This window comes from Arthrobacter sp. P1_H7 (assembly GCF_056405215.1).
The window spans coordinates 104545-122254 of the sequence record NZ_JBFUCO010000007.1; the positions used below are offsets into that span (position 1 = coordinate 104545).

The 17710-nt window shown below is 67.8% G+C and carries 13 protein-coding genes and 1 pseudogene; 10 read left to right on the forward strand and 4 right to left on the reverse strand.

Features of this window, described 5'->3' with window-relative positions; genetic code table 11:
• Positions 1-41: 41 nt before the first annotated feature.
• The 6 genes from ruvA (at position 42) to AC1DXI_RS09750 (ending at position 7923) form a co-directional block, all read left to right on the forward strand.
• A complete protein-coding gene (gene ruvA, locus AC1DXI_RS09725; protein ID WP_018773177.1) occupies positions 42-686 on the forward strand; it encodes a Holliday junction branch migration protein RuvA in 645 nt (214 codons plus the stop codon).
• The gene (ruvB, locus tag AC1DXI_RS09730; RefSeq protein WP_476938419.1) at positions 679-1803 is read left to right on the forward strand and encodes a Holliday junction branch migration DNA helicase RuvB; all 1125 of its coding nucleotides are present in this window, start codon (positions 679-681) and stop codon (positions 1801-1803) included. Before ruvA ends, ruvB begins: the two co-directional genes overlap by 8 nt.
• 262 nt (positions 1804-2065) lie before the next feature.
• Positions 2066-2488: a preprotein translocase subunit YajC gene (yajC, locus tag AC1DXI_RS09735; protein WP_476938430.1), complete on the forward strand. Its 423-nt coding sequence runs from the start codon at positions 2066-2068 to the stop codon at positions 2486-2488.
• A gap of 105 nt (positions 2489-2593) precedes the next feature.
• Positions 2594-4369, forward strand: coding sequence for a protein translocase subunit SecD (secD, locus tag AC1DXI_RS09740; protein ID WP_476938420.1), 1776 nt, complete (start codon positions 2594-2596; stop codon positions 4367-4369).
• Positions 4370-5389 (forward strand): protein translocase subunit SecF, encoded by a 1020-nt coding sequence (secF, locus tag AC1DXI_RS09745; RefSeq protein ID WP_476938421.1) that lies wholly within the window; start codon positions 4370-4372, stop codon positions 5387-5389. It abuts the gene before it with no gap.
• A gap of 215 nt (positions 5390-5604) precedes the next feature.
• The gene (locus AC1DXI_RS09750) at positions 5605-7923 is read left to right on the forward strand and encodes a RelA/SpoT family protein (protein WP_476938431.1); all 2319 of its coding nucleotides are present in this window, start codon (positions 5605-5607) and stop codon (positions 7921-7923) included.
• A gap of 42 nt (positions 7924-7965) precedes the next feature.
• On the opposite strand, the gene AC1DXI_RS09755 is transcribed toward AC1DXI_RS09750, so the two are convergent.
• The 3 genes from AC1DXI_RS09755 to AC1DXI_RS09765 form a co-directional block, all read right to left on the reverse strand.
• Entirely contained in the window at positions 7966-8625 is a 660-nt protein-coding gene (locus AC1DXI_RS09755) for a hypothetical protein (RefSeq protein WP_476938422.1), read from the reverse strand.
• 105 nt (positions 8626-8730) lie between these two features.
• On the reverse strand, positions 8731-10377 hold the full coding sequence (locus AC1DXI_RS09760; protein ID WP_476938423.1) for a DUF349 domain-containing protein: 1647 nt from the start codon (positions 10375-10377) through the stop codon (positions 8731-8733).
• 61 nt (positions 10378-10438) lie between these two features.
• Positions 10439-11245, reverse strand: a complete 807-nt coding sequence (locus AC1DXI_RS09765) for a peptidylprolyl isomerase (RefSeq protein WP_476938424.1) — start codon at positions 11243-11245, stop codon at positions 10439-10441.
• A 277-nt stretch (positions 11246-11522) separates the two neighbouring features.
• Here AC1DXI_RS09765 and hisS point away from each other — a divergent pair, with 277 nt between their 5' ends.
• Positions 11523-12866, forward strand: a complete 1344-nt coding sequence (hisS, locus tag AC1DXI_RS09770; RefSeq protein WP_476938425.1) for a histidine--tRNA ligase — start codon at positions 11523-11525, stop codon at positions 12864-12866.
• Here hisS and AC1DXI_RS09775 read toward each other — a convergent pair.
• On the reverse strand, positions 12863-14242 hold the full coding sequence (locus tag AC1DXI_RS09775) for an APC family permease (RefSeq protein ID WP_476938426.1): 1380 nt from the start codon (positions 14240-14242) through the stop codon (positions 12863-12865). The two genes, hisS and AC1DXI_RS09775, sit on opposite strands and share 4 nt — an antisense overlap.
• A gap of 123 nt (positions 14243-14365) precedes the next feature.
• Between AC1DXI_RS09775 and aspS the strand changes: the two genes are divergently transcribed.
• From aspS to AC1DXI_RS09790, 3 genes and pseudogenes are all read left to right on the forward strand, one after another.
• Complete coding sequence (gene aspS, locus AC1DXI_RS09780) at positions 14366-16129, forward strand: aspartate--tRNA ligase (protein ID WP_476938427.1); 1764 nt, start codon at positions 14366-14368, stop codon at positions 16127-16129.
• 119 nt (positions 16130-16248) lie between these two features.
• On the forward strand, positions 16249-17112 hold the full coding sequence (locus tag AC1DXI_RS09785; RefSeq protein WP_476938428.1) for a GNAT family N-acetyltransferase: 864 nt from the start codon (positions 16249-16251) through the stop codon (positions 17110-17112).
• Positions 17113-17279: 167 nt separating this feature from the next.
• Positions 17280-17710 (forward strand): annotated as a pseudogene (locus AC1DXI_RS09790) (HNH endonuclease signature motif containing protein); the annotation flags it as partial.

Genomic DNA, 17710 nt, shown 5'->3' on the forward strand with positions numbered 1-17710 from the left:
GTCCCCCAGTTGTAGACGCCAGTTAGACCAGGAGCCCGGCCTTGATCAGTTTTCTTCGCGGAACCGTTGCGCATGTTGGCCTGTCCTCCGCCGTGATCGACCTCAACGGCGCCGGCATGAGCGTCAACGCCACACCGCAGACCCTCAGTGGCCTCCGGGTGGGTGAGGAGGGAAAGCTGTTCACGTCCCTGATCGTGCGGGAGGACTCGCTGACCCTGTTCGGCTTCGCGAGCGATGACGAGCGCGAGGTGTTTGACGTGCTGCTCAGCGTCAGCGGCGTCGGTCCCCGCCTCGCCCTGGCCGTGCTGGCCGTCCACGAGCCGGAAGCCATCCGGGTGGCCGCACACTCCGGCGACGGCAAGGCCTTCACGAAAGTCCCCGGCATCGGACCGAAGGTAGCCGGCCGGATCGTGCTCGAACTCGCCGGCAAGCTTGTGCCGCACGGCACTGCCGGCGCGCCCGTCGCGGCCGTGTCCGCGGAATCAGTCTGGAAGCCACAGGTGGTGGCCGCGATGACCAGCCTGGGCTGGTCCGAAAAGGATGCCACGGCCAGCATCGACAAGTCTCTGGCCGATTCCCCGGACCTTGCCGCCAACGGCAATGTGGCGGAGATTCTCCGCGCGACGCTGCGCTGGCTGGGCCAGGACGGCGCCCGCGCCGGAAACCGGGTAGGCGCGCGTGGCTGAGCCGTCGATCGTCGCCGGGGGAGAGGAGCCGGAGGAGCGGGTCATCGAAGCCGCCCTGCGGCCCAAGAACCTGCACGACTTCGTGGGCCAGCACCGGGTCCGCAAGCAGCTCTCCCTCGTCCTGGAGGCCTCGCGTATGCGTGGCCGCAGCGCGGACCACGTGCTGCTGTCGGGCCCTCCCGGCCTGGGCAAGACCACCCTGTCCATGATCATCGCGGCCGAAATGAACGTCCCGCTGCGGATCAGCAGCGGCCCGGCCATCCAGCACGCGGGTGACCTCGCGGCCATCCTTTCCTCGCTCTCTGAGGGCGAGGTCCTGTTCCTGGATGAAATCCACCGCATGTCCCGGCCGGCCGAGGAAATGCTGTACATGGCGATGGAGGATTTCCGCGTTGATATCGTCGTCGGCAAAGGCGCCGGCGCCACGGCCATTCCGCTGGAGCTGCCGCCCTTCACCCTCGTCGGCGCCACCACGCGGGCGGGCCTCCTGCCCGGGCCGCTGCGGGACCGCTTCGGTTTCACCGGCCACCTTGAGTTTTACTCAGTCGAGGAGCTCGAACTGGTCCTGCGCCGTTCCGCCGGCCTGCTGGACCTGAAGGTCAATTCCGCCGGATTCAGCGAGATCGCCGGCCGGTCCCGGGGCACGCCGCGCATCGCCAACCGGCTCCTGCGCCGCGTCCGGGACTGGGCGCTCGTGCACGGCATTGAGCAAATCGACGCGCGGGCGGCGTCTGCGGCCCTGGACATGTATGAGGTGGACAAGCGCGGCCTGGACCGTCTGGACCGTGCCGTTCTCGAGGCCCTCATTACCAAGTTCGGCGGCGGGCCGGTCGGCCTGTCCACGCTCGCGATCGCCGTCGGCGAGGAAACGGAGACCGTGGAAACGGTCGCCGAGCCCTATCTGGTGCGGGAGGGACTGCTCGGCCGGACGCCGCGCGGCCGCATTGCCCTGGCGCCGGCATGGACGCACCTGGGCTTCGCCGTTCCAGCCGGCGCCTTCGGCCAGGACCCGCTGGAGCTGTTCCAGGCCGACGAGCTGGGCCAGAGCCCGATGGGCGGGCCCGGCGGGGATCTTGGCGAAGAAACCGATCCTCAATGGATCCCAAACAGCCGCTAGCACCGTTCTTTCAGCTTTTCCCTTTAGACTGGTATGACGCTCGGCACGTTCGGGTTTTGTTTCCGTGGGCGGAGAGCAGGTAGCCGCCGGCGGTCTGGGGGACGGTCTCGCTGCCAGTTTGCTGCGCAGACCCCTGCCCGCGCCGCCCGGAGCAAACGGACGTTGCTGAAAAACAGCTATGCAAGTACAGAACGGAACAATCCCTGTGTTCGGACTTATTTCTGCCCAGACCCAGCCGCAGGCCGGCGGCGGCATCGACATCATGACGATTCTCCTGTTCGTCATGCTCGGACTTTTCGTCTTCATGATGTTCCGCCGCAACAAGAAGACCCAGCAGCAGCAGGCACAGCTTCAGTCCAAGTTCGAGCCCGGTGTAGAGGTCATGACGAGCTTCGGGCTGTTCGGCCGGATCGTGAACATCGATGAGGCCGAGAACAAGGTCACGCTGGAGCTCTCCCCGGGGAACACCGCCACCGTGCACCGCCAGGCCGTCACCAAAATTGTGGAGCCGGTTGTCGCGGCCGAAGAGCCCACCGTCGTTCCCGACGACGCGTCCTCGCTGACCACCGAGAAGCTGGGTGCTGAGGGCACGGACGCCAGCGCCCCGGTCCTCGACGCGCCGCGCACCGAAACGCCCGAGGAAACCCTGCGCCGCCTCAACGACGAAGGCAAAAAAGACAGCTAGTCTGCCTTCCTGAGCTATCCCGCGAAGCAACGGTTGCGGGCATCCGCCGGCGGGGGCCCAGAGCCCGCGCTGGCGGATCCGCCGTAAATAATAGAAAGATCGACAATGGCACGAACTGGCCCCAAATACTCAGCCATCAGGATGCTGGTCTGGCTTGGCGTAATCATCGCCGCCATGACGGCTGTCCTGGCGGGCGGCACGATGGCCGGCCAGGCGGGCTGGGCTCCAAAGCTCGCACTGGACCTTGAAGGTGGCACCCAGATGATCCTGGCGCCCAAGGTTGAGGGCGGTTCGGGCATCACCGAAGACCAGCTCAACCAGGCCGTGGCGATCATTCGCCAGCGCGTGGACGGCTCAGGTGTTGCGGAAGCGGAAATCAGCACGCAGTCCGGCCGCAACGTCGTCGTCAGCCTCCCGGGAACCCCTGCCAAGGAAACCCGTGCACTGATCCAGGCTTCCGCCGACATGAACTTCCGCCCGGTCATCCAGACCGGTCCCGGCGCAGCGGTCCCCGCCGCGTCCAGGACCCCGGACGCCCAGCTGCCGAAGCCGACTGCCGCACCCGCCAACAGCAGTGACGAGAACTGGATTACCCCCGAGGTCTACAAGCAGTTCGAGGCGCTCGACTGCGACAACCCCTCCCAGGACAAGCAGCAGCGCTCCGACCCGACCAAGCCCCTGGTGACCTGCGAGCCGGCGTCGGCCAATTCGCCGGCCATCAAGTACATCCTCGGTCCGGTGGAGGTCAAGGGCTCGAACATCAAGTCCTCCTCGTTCCAGCTGCAGCGCGGCGCCCAGGGCGCCGTGACCAATGAATGGGCCGTCAACATCCAGTTCGATGACGCGGGCACCACCAAGTTCAAGGAAATCACCGAGCGCCTGTACCAGTTCTACGCCGCCGGCGGCGGCCAGACCGGCTCGGATCCGAAATCCCAGTTCGCTATCGTCCTGGACGACCAGGTCATCTCCGCCCCGCGCTCCCTTGCCGTCATCACCGACGGCCGGCCGCAGATCACCGGCGGATTCACCGAGGAGTCGGCCAAGGCCCTCTCGGACCAGCTCCGTTTCGGTGCCCTGCCAATCAGCTTCGAAATCCAGAGCGAACAGCAGATCTCGGCGACCCTCGGCGGTGAGCAGCTCCGCATGGGTATGCTCGCCGGCGTGATCGGCCTCCTGCTGGTGTTTGTCTACTCGCTATTCCAGTACCGGGCACTTGGCCTTGTGACCGTGGCCTCCCTCGTGATCGCCGGGGTGCTGACGTTCCTGGCCATCGCCATCCTCGGCTGGACCGAAAACTACCGGCTTTCCCTCGCCGGCGTCGCCGGCCTGATCGTGGCCATCGGCCAGACGGCCGACTCGTTCATCGTCTACTTCGAGCGCATCCGCGATGAGCTCCGCGAAGGCCGCGGCCTGGTCTCGGCCGTCGAAAACGGCTGGAAGCGGGCCAAGCGCACCATCCTCGCGTCCAAGGCCGTGAACCTCCTCGCCGCCGTCGTGCTGTTCTTTGTGGCCGTGGGCAACGTCCGCGGCTTCGCGTTCACCCTCGGCCTCACCGCGATCGCCGACCTCATCGTCGTCTTCATGTTCACCCACCCCACCCTGCAGCTGCTGGCCCGCACCAAGTTCTTCGGCGAAGGCCACCGGTTCTCGGGCCTGGACCCGAAGCGCCTCGGCGCCGTCCCGCTGTACCGCGGTGCCGGCCGGATGCGTACCCCGGAGGACAAGCCCGTGGCAGTAGTGCGGGCGAAGAACACCGGTGCCGCCGCCGAGGCAGAGCGCCGGATGACCATTGCAGAACGCCGTCTCGCCGAAAAGCAGGACCAGGCACAACAGGCACAGCTCGCCGGTACCTCCAAGAGCGCGTCCAAGGAGGGCAAGTAAATGGTCAACTTCTCAACATTCGGCAATGAGCTGTACACGGGCAAGCGCTCGTACGACTTCGTCGGCTACAGGAAGATCTGGTTCCTGATCGCCGGAATCGCCGTCGCGCTCTCAATCCTGATCCCGGTCGCCAAGGGTGGATTCAACCTCGGCATCGAGTTCCGCGGCGGCTCCGAGTTCACGGTCTCCAACGTCAAGACCACCGAGGCCTCCCTCGGCGAGAAGGCCGTCAAGGACGTCGTGTCGGGGTCCGTGCCGCGCGTGGCGAATGTCGCCGGCACCACCATGCGGATCCAGACGGACAAGCTCTCCGACGACGAGACGCTGCAGATCAAGGAAGGCCTCACCAAGGCCTACGGCGTGACGGATAACGAAGTCACGTCAACCTTCGTCGGCCCCACCTGGGGTGCGGACGTCACGAAGCAGGCGCTGATGGGCCTGGCAATCTTTGTGGGCCTGGCCGCGGTCCTGATGGCGCTCTACTTCCGGACCTGGAAGATGTCGCTCTCGGCACTTGTCGGCATGGCCGTAACGATGTTCATGACCGCCGGTGTTTACGGCCTCAGCGACTTCGAAGTGACCCCGTCCGCCATCATCGGCTTCCTCACGGTGCTCAGCTACTCGCTGTACGACACCGTGGTGGTGTTCGACAAGATCCGGGAGAACACCTCGGACATGCAGGCCTCCACCCGGCGGACCTTCGCCGAAGAGGTCAACCTCGCCATCAACCAGACCCTGGTGCGGTCCATCAACACCATGGTGGTGGCCATCCTGCCGGTCGGCGCGATCCTCTTCATCGGGGCCGGGCTGCTCGGTGCCGGAACCCTGCGGGACCTGTCCCTGGCCCTGTTCGTGGGCATCCTGGTCGGCACTGCCGCCACGATCTTCATCGCGGCTCCGCTGTACGCCGCGCTGCGGCAGGGCGAACCCGACCTGGTCAAACAGGCCAAGCGGGTGGAGCAGAGGCGCGCCGAAGCGGCAGCCAAGACCGCGTCGCCGGCATCGCCCGCCACGGCCTGAACCGTCCCAAGCGGCCACAAACGGGCCGGAGACCGTCCCTTTCGACGGCCTCCGGCCCGTCGCCGTATCCCCGCCGGTTATCGAAGTATCCTGCTGCGGGAATACACTTGAATAATTAACCGGTCGCGAGAGGTGCTCCATTGGAAGAACGTTCGACGCCGGTGCCGGAGGCACCAGCGGACAAGGGCCAAGGCCAGGGGTCACAGACTGGCCTGGTGGTTCCCGGACGCCCCGATGTTCCCGTGCCGGTTGACAATTCCGGTGCCCGGCCCACCTTCCCCGGCCGTCGCGAACGCACGAGGTCCCGCCTTGCCCGGCTGACGGGCCGCGGTGCCCCGGCATACTCGCCGATCCTGGAGCCGTTGTTGCGCACGGTGCGCGCCAACAACCCCAAAGAGGATTTCGACCTCATCCAGCGCGCCTTCGTGGTTGCAGAGCGCTGCCACCGGGGCCAGAAGCGCAAGAGCGGTGACCCATACATCACCCACCCGGTCGCAGTGGCCACCATCCTCGCCGAACTCGGCCTCAGTGGCACCACGCTGGCCGCGGCCCTGCTGCACGACACCGTCGAGGACACTTCCTACACCCTTGCCGACCTCAAGACCGAGTTCGGCCCGGAAGTGGCCATGCTGGTGGACGGCGTCACAAAGCTGGACAAGGTCAGCTTCGGTGAGGCGGCCCAGTCCGAGACTGTGCGCAAGATGGTCGTCGCCATGGCCAAGGACATCCGCGTCCTGATGATCAAACTCGCCGACCGGCTCCACAACGCCCGCACCTGGCGTTTTGTCTCGGCCGAGTCCTCGGCCCGGAAAGCGCGCGAAACGCTGGAAATCTTCGCGCCGCTGGCCCACCGGCTTGGCATGAACACCATCAAGTGGGAGCTGGAGGATCTGTCCTTCGCTGCCCTCTATCCGAAGGTGTACGAGGAAATCGTGCGCATGGTGGGGGACCGGACCCCGGAGCGCGAGAAGAACCTGGCGGTCATCCGCAACCAGATCACCGAGGACCTCCGGACCGCGAAGATCAAGGCCACGATCACCGGACGGCCAAAGCACTACTACTCGATCTACCAGAAGATGATCGTCCGCGACAAAGACTTCGACGACATCAACGACCTCATGGGCGTGCGCGTCCTGGTCGATTCAGTCCGGGACTGTTACGCGGCCCTGGGTGCGATGCACTCGCGCTGGAACCCCCTGCCCGGGCGGTTCAAGGACTACATCGCGATGCCCAAGTTCAACATGTACCAGTCGCTGCACACCACGGTGATCGGTCCCGGCGGCAAGCCGGTGGAGATCCAGATCCGCACCCACGAGATGCACCGCCGGGCCGAGTACGGCGTCGCCGCGCACTGGAAGTACAAGGACCAGCCGAACCGGACGGCGGCCGGGCCGGGCAGCCCGCGCGACGGCGACATGGGCTGGCTGCGGTCCCTCGTGGACTGGCAGCAGGAGACGTCGGACCCCGGCGAATTCCTTGACTCCCTGCGCTTTGAGATCAATGCCCGGGAAGTGTTCGTCTTCACCCCCAAGGGCGAGGTCATGGCCCTTCCCGCCGGGTCCACGCCCGTTGACTTCGCGTACGCGGTGCACACCGAGGTGGGCCACCGGACCATCGGTGCGCGCGTCAACGGCAAGCTCGTTCCGCTCAACAGCGAACTGAACCACGGCGACTGGGTCGAGATCTTCACGTCGAAGGCCGAAGGCGCCGGCCCCAGCCAGGACTGGCAGCACTTCGTCAAGAGTGCCCGGGCACGGAACAAGATCAGGCAATGGTTCAGCAAGGAACGCCGCGAGGAAGCGATTGACCGCGGCAAGGACCTGCTGACCAAGGCGATGCGGAAGCAAAACCTCCCGCTGCAGCGGCTCATGACGCACGACGCCCTCGCGGCGATCGCGGAGGACTTCAAGTACGCCGACATCTCCGGGCTCTACGCCGGTGTGGGCGACGGCCACACCTCCGCGCAGTCCGTGATGGAACGCCTGGTGGAGAGCCTCGGCGGGAACGAGCACCCGGACGATGCCCTCACCGAGGTCTCCATCCCGACCCAGGTCAGCAAGGCCCGCTTCTCCGATTCCGGTGTTGTTGTCCGCGGCGTGGACGACGTCTGGGTGAAACTGGCCCGGTGCTGCACGCCGGTCCCGCCGGATCCGATCCTGGGCTTCGTCACGCGCGGCTCCGGGGTCTCTGTGCACCGGACCGACTGCACGAACGTGAGCGGCCTGATGGACCAGCCGGACAGGATCGTGGAGGTGGACTGGGCGCCCACACAGTCCAGCGTGTTCCTCGTGGAGATCCAGGTCGAGGCGCTGGACCGCAAATCGCTGCTCTCCGACGTCACCCGGGTGCTCTCGGAAAACCACGTCAACATCCTGGCGGCGAGCGTCCACACGTCCACGGACCGGGTGGCCATCTCCAAGTTTGCCTTCGAGATGGGCGACCCCAAGTACCTCAGTCACGTGCTCAGCGCGGTCCGCAGGATCGACGGCGTCTTCGACGTGTACCGCACCACCGGAAACCGCCGCCGCAGCTGACCCGGCAATTCACGGCTCGGCCCGACCCTTTAGAGGACGGGGTCAATCCGGCGCCGCCGGCTCTGCCAGGAGGGCGGCGAGCTTCGCGAGGGCCGCCCGTTTGTGCGGGACGCGCGGACTCGCGTCAACGGCAAGCCGGAGCAGCCGCAGGCGCACGCCCAGCTCGGGACGAGCCAGCAGCGCCCTCAGGGCCGGCAGGGCCCGTTCCTCATCCACGTGCATCGCCACGTCCACGGCCGTGCGCAGCGGACTGGACACCATCAGGCCTCCCATGCTCACGACGTCGAACGGCCCCAGCCGAACTTCGTGGAAGGTGCAGCCGCGCACGGACCGCAGGCTGGAAATCCGCCGGTTGGCGTCAACCAGCAGCGCCAGACGGTCCGGCTCCGGGGCACACGCATAGATCCATGCCGCGGTCATCCGGCCCGCCACGACGCGCTGCCGGATCGCCGGCGCCACCGCCAGGGACGCGGCACGCGCGCGAAGCTGCGGACTGGCATCGGCCCCGGGTGGCAGGTAGCCGCGCTGATACAGCTGCGTCAGCACGCCGTCGGCCGCCATGGCCTGCAGCTCGGGCCAGGAGAACAGTGCGCCGGGGGAGTAGAGCTCGCAGTTTTCCGGACCCGGCCCCGGACCTCCCGGCCCCCTCGGCACCGGGGCGTGCCGGCCCGGAACCGGCGGGGCGGCGGGAGCGCGGGGCATGGGTACCATTCCGCCATCGTTCCCGGTTCCCCGGACATAGAACAGGCCCCGTACCGGTCATGTGGATAACCGAAACGGGGCCTGGACTTGCTTCGTGCCGCGTGCCTAGGAGAGCTCGCTCGCTGAGCGCTCGAGCTGCTCCAGCCAGGCCTGGCGTGCCTCGAGGGCTTCCCGGGCGGCCTTGATCTTGCGTTCGTCGCCAGCCTTCTCCGCCTTGGCCAGGTCTTCCTTGAGACCGGCGATGGCGGCTTCGAGCTGGGTGAGGGCGCTGTTGGTGCGTGCCTTCGTCTCCGGGTTGGAACGCTTCCAGTTTTCGTCCTCGGCGTGGCGGACAGCGTCCTCCACCTTCCGCAGACCGGCCTCGACGCGGCCCATGTCGGCGCGCGGCACCTTGCCGGCTTCTTCCCAGCGGTCCCGGATGGACTGCAGTGCCTTCTTGGCTGCTGCGAGATCCTTGATCGGCAGGAGCTCGTTGGCTTCCACCAGGAGCGCTTCCTTGACCACCAGGTTCGCACCGTATTCCTGGTCGATCTCGTCGTTGGCTGCCTGCCGGTTGGTGAAGAAGACGTCCTGGGCGGCGCGGAAGCGGGCCCACAGCGCGTCGTCGTCCTTGCGGCTGGCGCGGGGGGAGGCTTTCCACTCATCCATCAGGCGGCGGTACTCGCCGGCGGCAAAACCCCAGTCGGTCGAGGAGGACAGGGCCTCGGCTTCGGTGATCAGCTTCTCTTTTACGGCCTTGGCCGCCGAATTGTTGCTGTCCAGCTGGGAGAAGTAGGCGCGGCGGTGCCGGTCAAACACCGTGCGGGCGGCGCGGAACCGCTTCCACAACGCGTCCTCGTTGCTGCGGCCTAGCCGGACGCCGCTCTTCTGTGCGGTCTTCCAGCTCTCGAAGAGTTCGTTCATCCGCGCGCTGGAGGTCTTCCACTGGATTTGCGCGGGATCGTGGCCGGCGATTTCCTCGGCCTCGGCCACGATGGCCTCGCGGGCGGCAAGCTCAGCGGCGCGGACGGCGTCGTGTTCGGCTTTCTCGGCCTTTTCCAGCTCGCCGATCTGCGTCACCAGTGCGTCCAGCCGGGCCTCGGCGGAGCGGAAGTCGCCCACCATGTTCCGTTCGGCGAGCTGTTCGCGCAGGTGCGTGACGGTCTTCTGCATGTCCGCGGTGGGCGCCTTGGAGCTCACCCGCTGTTCAAGCAGGACGATCTGGGCCACGACGTCGTCGAACTTCCGGGCGAAGTAGCCCAGGGCCTCGTCGGCGCTGACCCCCGGGTACTGGCCTACGGGGTATTCCGTGCCGTCAACGGTCAGGAAGACGTGGCCGTCGCCTTCAACACGGCCCCAGCGGGCCGCTTCGGCCAGTGAGGCTGCGGAGGACACCGCCACCGGCGCGGGAGCCGGTGCGGCCGCAGACGGCTTGGCCTTGGGCCGGGCGGCAAACGCTGCCGGGCTCGGCGCGGGACGCGCGGCCGTGGGGCCCGGCGCCGGAGCCGACGCAGGAGTCGCTTCGGCTTCGTCAACAGCCTCGGCGGGTTCCGCAGCCTCGGCCGTCTCCGCCGCCTCGGCGGGTTCCGCCGCCACAGTGGGTTCGGATGCCTCGGCGGGCTCCTCGCCTGCGACGGCCGGGGCCGCGGGTTCCGCAGTCTCGCCGGCGGCGTCTACGGCAGCGCCTGCACTCTCGGCTGGGGTTGCCTCGGCTTCGGTTTCGTTGGCAGCTGCTGTTGCCAATGTTTCGTCGGATTTCTGACTGTCTGTCACCGCTAGAAGTCTTTCGCTTGGAGGGAAATACCGGGACCACGGCCGTTAGGGCCGCGGCTGGTTACTTCAGTGAGAACGAGTCTATCGTGACTGGTTCCACAGGTGCGCCGTCGGTGGCGTTGTCGCCAGGCTTCAGTCCGGCGGCGGCAATACCGCCCACCACGTCGAGCCCCGAGGTCACCTTGCCCACCACCGTATAGCCGCCGGCGGCATCCGCTGGAATGACTGTGTCCTTGTACACAATGAAGAACTGGGTGCCGTTGCCGTTGGCGTTCCCGCCAGTCCGGGCCACGGCGATCGTTCCGGCGGGGTACTTGTTGTCCGGCGGGGTGTTTTCCAGCGGGCCCCAGGTGTAGCTCGGGTCGCTGCTGCCGTCGCCGGCCTTGGAACCGCACTGGAGTACGCCGAAGTTCTCGGCCGTGGTCAGCCGGTGGCAGCTGACGCCGTCGTAGAACTTCTGGTCGGCAAGGGATTTGAAGACCGCCGCGGCCTGGGGGGCCTTCGTGCCGTCGAACTCGACGCCGAGCGTTCCGCGGTTGAGCTTGAGCTCGCCCGTGAACGTCTTGCCCGCGGCGGTCTCCGGCTTGGGGATGTTCGCGCCATTCGTCGGGGCCGCTGTGGGTGTAGCGGATGCCGACGGGCTGTTCAGTCCCTCCTGCACGGCCGCGAACTCCTCTTCGGTCGGGTTGGAGGCGAAGACGGTCAGCTGCAGCACCAAGGCCAGGCCAATTGCCGCCGTGCCGGCGCTGACGGCGACGACGTTGTCGCGCTTGCGGCGCTTGTCCTGGTCCCGGCGCAGGCCCCGCCTTGCCTCCATCTGCTGGACGCGCCGCTTCGCCTCGCGTGCGCTGCGTGAACTGGCCGCCAAAGGTCCTCCTGGTTGTATGGCCGCCACCATAACGGGCCGTAGGCGCCGTCGCGGTAGCAGCAGCAAGCTGCGGGCAGCCCCGCCGGGCCGGCTCCGTTGGAAGAAGCGGGCGCCGAACGCATAAACTGACTGCCGCACACAGTTTATGCACGACTGGCCGGTCTGCCGCTTATCTTCGTCACGTTTCGACAGTGAGAATGCCGCCTGACGCCCGCGCCCAGACATACTGCAGTAGCAACGAGATACCGCAGTGGTAACCAGAGGAGAAAATTTCACCATGGCACGCACAGCCTCCCTGTCAGGATTCCCCGAGTGGCTCCCCGAGGAGCGGCTGGTGGAACTCCATGTGCTGGACACGCTGCGCCGGACCTTCGAGCTCCATGGTTTCTCCTCGATCGAGACCCGCGCCGTGGAGACGGTGGGCCAGTTGCTGCGCAAGGGGGAAATCGATAAAGAGGTCTACGGGCTGAGCCGGCTCCAGGACGAGGACGCGGACACCGCTGCCAAGGTTGACCCGCACGCCCTTGCCCTGCACTTCGACCTCACCGTGCCCTTCGCCCGGTACGTCGTAGAAAACGCCGGCTACCTGGCGTTCCCGTTCCGCCGTTACCAGATCCAGAAGGTCTGGCGCGGCGAACGTCCCCAGGAGGGACGGGCCCGCGAGTTCACCCAGGCGGACATCGATGTTGTCGGCGATGGCGAACTGCCGTTCCGGTACGACGTCGAAATCGCCCTGGTGATTGCCGAGGCGCTCAACGCGCTGCCCATCCCCGACTTCCTGCTGCGGATCAACAACCGCAAGCTGGCCGAGGGCTTCTACACCGGGATCGGTCTCACGGACACCGCGGGCGTCCTGCGCAGCATCGACAAACTCGAGAAGGTCGGGCCGGCGAAGGTGGCCGAGTTGCTCAAGGAGGAACTCGGCGCCACCGACGATCAGGCGCAGGCTGCCCTGAAGCTCGCGGGCATCCGCACCACGGACACGTCCTTCGTGGAGCAGGTCCGGGCGCTGGGCGTCACCAACGAGCTGTTGGAGGAAGGCCTGAACGAGCTGGAGCAGGTCATTGCGGCCGCCGTCCAGCACGCGCCGGGACGGGTCGTAGCCGACCTCAGCATCGCCCGCGGCCTCGACTACTACACGGGCACCGTGGTGGAAACCGTCCTGGTGGGGCACGAGCAGCTGGGTTCGATCTGCTCCGGCGGCCGCTACGACGCCCTGGCCAGCAAAGGCAACCGCAAGTTCCCCGGCGTTGGCCTCTCGATCGGCGTGACCCGCCTGGTATCGCGGATCCTGAGTCAGGACCTGGCCAAGGCCACGCGCTCCGTGCCGACCGCCGTGCTGGTGACGCTCAACAACGACGACAGCTGGGCTGCCGCGCAGGATGTCGCGGCGCAGCTGCGGAGTCGTGGCATCGCCACGGAGGTCGCCGCTAAGGCCGAGAAGTTTGGCAAGCAGATCAAGTTCGCCGACCGTCGCGGCATTCCGTTTGTCTGGTTCACCGACGACGACGGCAAACACCAGGTCAAGGACATCCGCACTGGCGAGCAGTACGACGCCGACCCGGCCGCGTGGACGCCCTCCGAGGAGGACCTGCACGTGCGCGTCATCGCCGCGCGCTAGGTCTTCCGGGCAGACCCGTTGTTGTCCCGCGTCCTGCGCACCAGCACGACGAGGAACCGCCCGGCCACCCCTGCCGCCAGAACCGCGGCCATGAACAGCACGGAGGCCGGCGGCAGGGTGACGGCCAGGACCAGGCAGCCGAGCAAGCCCAGCACATTGAGCCAGCGCGGCGCATGCCAGGGGCGGCCGGACAGCGTGAAAGCCGCGGCGTTGGTCACGGCGTAATAGACCAGTACGCCGAAACTGGAAAATCCGACCACGGTCATCACATCGGTGCTCAACAGCAGGACGACGACGGCGGCCGCGACGGCCAGTTCCGCCGTGAACGGGACGCTGCGGGCGCGGCCCACCCTGGCCAGCGGGGCGGGCAGGTCCCGTTCCCGCGCCATCGCCAAAGTGGTCCTGCCGACCCCGGTGATCAGGGCCAGCAGCGCGCCAAGGCAGGCGGCCGCCGCTCCGGCCTGGACGAACGGGACTCCGCCGCTGAGGCGGGAGGCCTCCACCGCGTCCAGCAGCGGCGCCGTCGAACCCGCCAGCTGCTGCGGCGGCAGGTGCCACTGCAGCAGTGCGGCCAGGCCCAGGTAGATCACGAAGGCCCCGGCCAGTGCGGCCAGGATGGCCCGCGGGATGGTACGGGCGGGATCCTTGACCTCCTCACCCAGGGTCGCGATCCGCGCATAGCCCGCAAAGGCAAAGAACATCAGCCCCGCCGCGGGAAGGACGCCCCAGCCGCCGGAAGGCGGCGCGGGGTACGCCGGCGCCGCCGACACCGCGGGGGCGCCCGCCGGGTGCGGACCGAGCAGGGAGGCCACGGCGACGAAGACGAGCGTGGCCAACACAACAGCCAGCAGGATCCTGGTCAGCAACGCGGTCCGCGTGATGCCGAGCAGATTAACTCCTGTGAGGGCGACGACGCCGGCGACCGCCAGCGGCGTGGCATAGGCCGGCGCCACGTAGTGCCCGAACGTCAGCGCCATCGCCGCGCAGGACGCCGTCTTGCCCGTGATGAAACCCCAGCCTGCAATGAAGCCGGGCCACTGGCCGAGCTGCCGGCGCCCGTACACATAGGTGCCGCCGCTGGCGGGGTACCTCGCCGCAAGCTGCGCCGACGCGACTGCATTGCAGTAGGCGATGACGCCGGCCACGGCCACGGCGAGTGTCAGCAGCGGCCCGGCCAGGGCGGCGGCGGGGGAGAACACGACGAACACGCCGGCGCCCAGCATCGAACCCAGGCCGATTGCCGTGGAATCGAACACGCCGAGCCGGCGCTGCAGCCGTTGGTGTGGCCGCTGCGGGGCGGGGCGGCCGCCGGGCTGATCACGGGGCTGACCAGGGGGCTGGTCACCGGGCTGGGTTCCGTTGTGCCGGGTTGCCATGGCGGAAGGGGCCTTTCCAACGGGTAAACTCGAACGGGATCGTTCCCGTAGCGATCCTATTAGAACGTCATTGTTTTGATATCGCTTTTGATTTTCCCTCTGTCTTCTTCAGAAAGGCGTGCTGTGCTGCGCACACATGACCTCGGATCACTTCGCTCCGAGCACATTGGACAAACCGTAACCCTCGCCGGCTGGGTCGGCCGGCGTCGTGACCACGGTGGTGTCGCATTCGTTGACCTGCGCGACGCGTCCGGCGTCGCCCAGGTTGTGGTCCGCGAAGAAGAGGTCTTCCACGGACTGCGCAACGAGTATGTGCTGCAGATCGTCGGCACCGTCTCCCAGCGTCCCGAAGGCAACGAGAACCCGGCGCTTCCCACCGGCGAGATCGAGGTCATGGCCGAGAAGGTCACCATCCTCAACACCTCGGATCCGCTGCCGTTCCAGATCGACGAGCACGTTGAGGTGGGCGAGGAAGCACGCCTGAAGCACCGCTACCTGGACCTGCGCCGCCCCGGCCCCGCCCGCAACCTGCGCCTGCGCTCGGAAGCCAACCGCGTGGCCCGCGAACTGCTCCACCAGGACGGCTACGTGGAGATCGAAACCCCCACGCTGACCCGTTCGACGCCGGAAGGCGCCCGCGACTTCGTGGTCCCCGCACGCCTGGCCCCGGGTTCCTGGTACGCGCTGCCGCAGTCCCCGCAGCTGTTCAAGCAGCTCCTTCAGGTGGGCGGCTTCGAAAAGTACTACCAGATCGCCCGCTGCTACCGCGATGAAGACTTCCGCGCGGACCGCCAGCCGGAATTCACGCAGTTGGACATCGAGGCCAGCTTCGTCGAACAGGACGACATCATCCGCCTGGGCGAGAACATCGTCAAAGCCCTGTGGAAGCTGATCGACGTCGAGATCCCGACGCCGATCCAGCGCATCACCTACCACGACGCCATGGCCCGCTACGGCTCGGACAAGCCGGACCTGCGCTTCGGCCAGGAGCTCACCGAGCTGACCGAATTCTTCAAGGACACCAACTTCGGTGTCTTCAAGGCGCCCTACGTCGGCGCCGTCGTCATGCCCGGCGGCGCCTCCCAGGCCCGCCGCGCCCTCGACGCCTGGCAGGAATGGGCAAAGCAGCGCGGCGCCAAGGGCCTGGCGTACGTGCTCTACAAGGAGGACGGCGAACTCGCCGGTCCCGTCGCCAAGAACCTCACCGAGACCGAGCGCGCTGGCCTCGCCGACGCCGTCGGCGCCAAGCCCGGTGACTGCATTTTCTTCGCAGCCGGCGAGAAGACCCCGTCCCGTGCGCTCCTCGGCGCTGCCCGCGTCGAGATCGGCCACCGCACCGGGCTCATCAACCCCGCTGACTGGGCCTTCTGCTGGGTCGTGGACGCGCCGATGTTCGAGCCCGCCGCCGCCGCGGTTGCCTCCGGCGACGTCGCCGTCGGCGCCGGCAAGTGGACCGCCGTGCACCACGCGTTCACCTCGCCCAAGCCCGAGTTCATGGACTCCTTCGACACCGATCCCGAGTCGGCGCTGTCCTACGCCTACGACATCGTCTGCAACGGCAACGAAATTGGCGGCGGCTCGATCCGTATCCACGAGCGCGACGTCCAGGAACGGGTCTTCGAGCTCATGGGCCTGGACAAGGCAGACGCGCAGACCAAGTTCGGCTTCCTGCTGGAGGGCTTCAAGTTCGGTGCTCCTCCGCACGGCGGCATCGCGTTCGGCTGGGACCGTGTGGTTGCCCTGCTTGCCGGTGTGGAGTCCATCCGCGACGTCATCGCGTTCCCGAAGTCCGGTGGCGGCTTCGACCCGCTGACCCAGGCTCCCGCTCCCATCACGGCGCAGCAGCGCAAGGAAGCCGGCGTCGACTTCAAGCCCGAGGCCAAGTAGGCCGCGGACGGCAAAACCAGGCTGGAAGCATCAGCCGTAGCGGCAGGGGCTCCCCGGGCAACCGGAGGGCCCCTTCCGCTGTCATGATCGGCCGCAACTGTTCCGGACGGAGAACCTCGATGGACCTGAACCCGATGCCCGAAGCGGGCCCGGAAGTGGGCCCCGAAGCGAACCTCCTGGCCATTCCGGGGCTGGAAGGGCTGATGGATGCCGCGTGGCCGGCTGCCGAACGGGAGGAATCGGCCGGCTGGGTGCTGCGGGCGGCCTCCGGCGTGACGCAACGGGCAAACTCGGTCTGGGCGCGGGATCCCGGCGATGGTGACCCGCACCGGCTGCTGGCCGCGCTCCGGGAGGCCCGGCTTTGGTACCGGAACCGCCGGCTTCCGCTGATTTTCCAAGTCTTCGACGGCCCGCCCCATGCGGCGCTGCACGCGATGCTCGATGACGAAGGGTTCACCCGGCAGTCCGAGACCTTGGTCCTGGTCCGCGGCCCTTGGGCGGAGTCCGTGCCCGGCCCGGATTCCGGCAGCCCCGGACCTGCCGTGGAAATCTCCGCCGAGCCGTCGGCGGAATGGCTGGAGCTGTGGTGGAGCGTCGACGGCCGCGGGGGAGCGGACGAGCTCGCCGTGGCCCGCCGCATCCTGGCCGGGTGCCCGTCCCTGTACGCCCTCGTCCGGGACGACGGCGGGGCGCCGGCCGCCGTCGCACGCCTCGCCTTGCCCAACACCGGCCCGTCCGGGCACGGGTGGGGCGGGCTGTACTGCATGGCAACGCGGCCGGATGCACGGCGCCGGGGCTATGGCGGCCGGGTGGTCCGGGCGCTGCTGCGCGAGGGCGGGGCCCGCGGCCTGGCGGGGTACTGGCTGCTGGTCATGGCCTCCAACGCCGGTGCCCGTGAGCTGTACGCCCGCGCCGGCTTCCGCGAAGCCGGGCGCTACCTCTACCGTCAGGACAGGCCCAAGCGGCACCTGACCGGCTGCTAAGGATTCCGGCTCCCGTCGTTCAGGTGGCTTCGGACGCGCGGGAGTGTCCTTCAGGTTAATGCTCACGTTAATGCTCACGCTCTGGGACAGCCGATGTCGCTATTTCTGTCGGTGGCTCCTGAGATGATCTGAGTGTGGAGAGCAGGACAGCGGAGAGCAGGACAGCATTGAGTGCGGAGAGCGGGGCGGCCGTGGAGGCCGTCGCCGCGTCCGTTGCCGTGCTGGCTGCCTTGGCCGGAGCGGGCGCTGACCGATCCGATCCGCCTGCCGTCGATTCTTCGCCGGACGCGGATCCGTTGCGGCGTCTGGCGGACGGTTGCCTGGACGGGCTCGCCGAGGTGGCCCGGCTGGAGGCCCGGACCGCGGCGCTGAAGGTTCAGTTGGCCGCCGACTACGCTCAGGCGGCCAGGTTCCTGGCCCCGCCGGCGCCGTCCGCGCGGGACCGCGCCGCGCAGGAGATGGCTCTGGTGGCCGAGGTCGCGTGTGTCCTGACGGTCAGCGAACGCAGCGCCGGCGCCCTGCTGGCCGAGTCCCGGGCCCTGACGACGGCGCTGCCGCTGACCTTGGCCGCGCTGCGGGCCGGCACGGTCTCCTGGGC

Coding starts and splice junctions, on each gene's coding strand:
- secD (WP_476938420.1), top strand. CDS start 2,594: ATGGCACGAACTGGCCCCAAATACTCAGCCATCAGGATGCTGGTCTGG.
- AC1DXI_RS09785 (WP_476938428.1), top strand. CDS start 16,249: ATGGACCTGAACCCGATGCCCGAAGCGGGCCCGGAAGTGGGCCCCGAA.
- hisS (WP_476938425.1), top strand. CDS start 11,523: ATGGCACGCACAGCCTCCCTGTCAGGATTCCCCGAGTGGCTCCCCGAG.
- AC1DXI_RS09775 (WP_476938426.1), bottom strand. CDS start 14,242: ATGGCAACCCGGCACAACGGAACCCAGCCCGGTGACCAGCCCCCTGGT.
- AC1DXI_RS09755 (WP_476938422.1), bottom strand. CDS start 8,625: ATGCCCCGCGCTCCCGCCGCCCCGCCGGTTCCGGGCCGGCACGCCCCG.
- yajC (WP_476938430.1), top strand. CDS start 2,066: ATGACGATTCTCCTGTTCGTCATGCTCGGACTTTTCGTCTTCATGATG.
- secF (WP_476938421.1), top strand. CDS start 4,370: ATGGTCAACTTCTCAACATTCGGCAATGAGCTGTACACGGGCAAGCGC.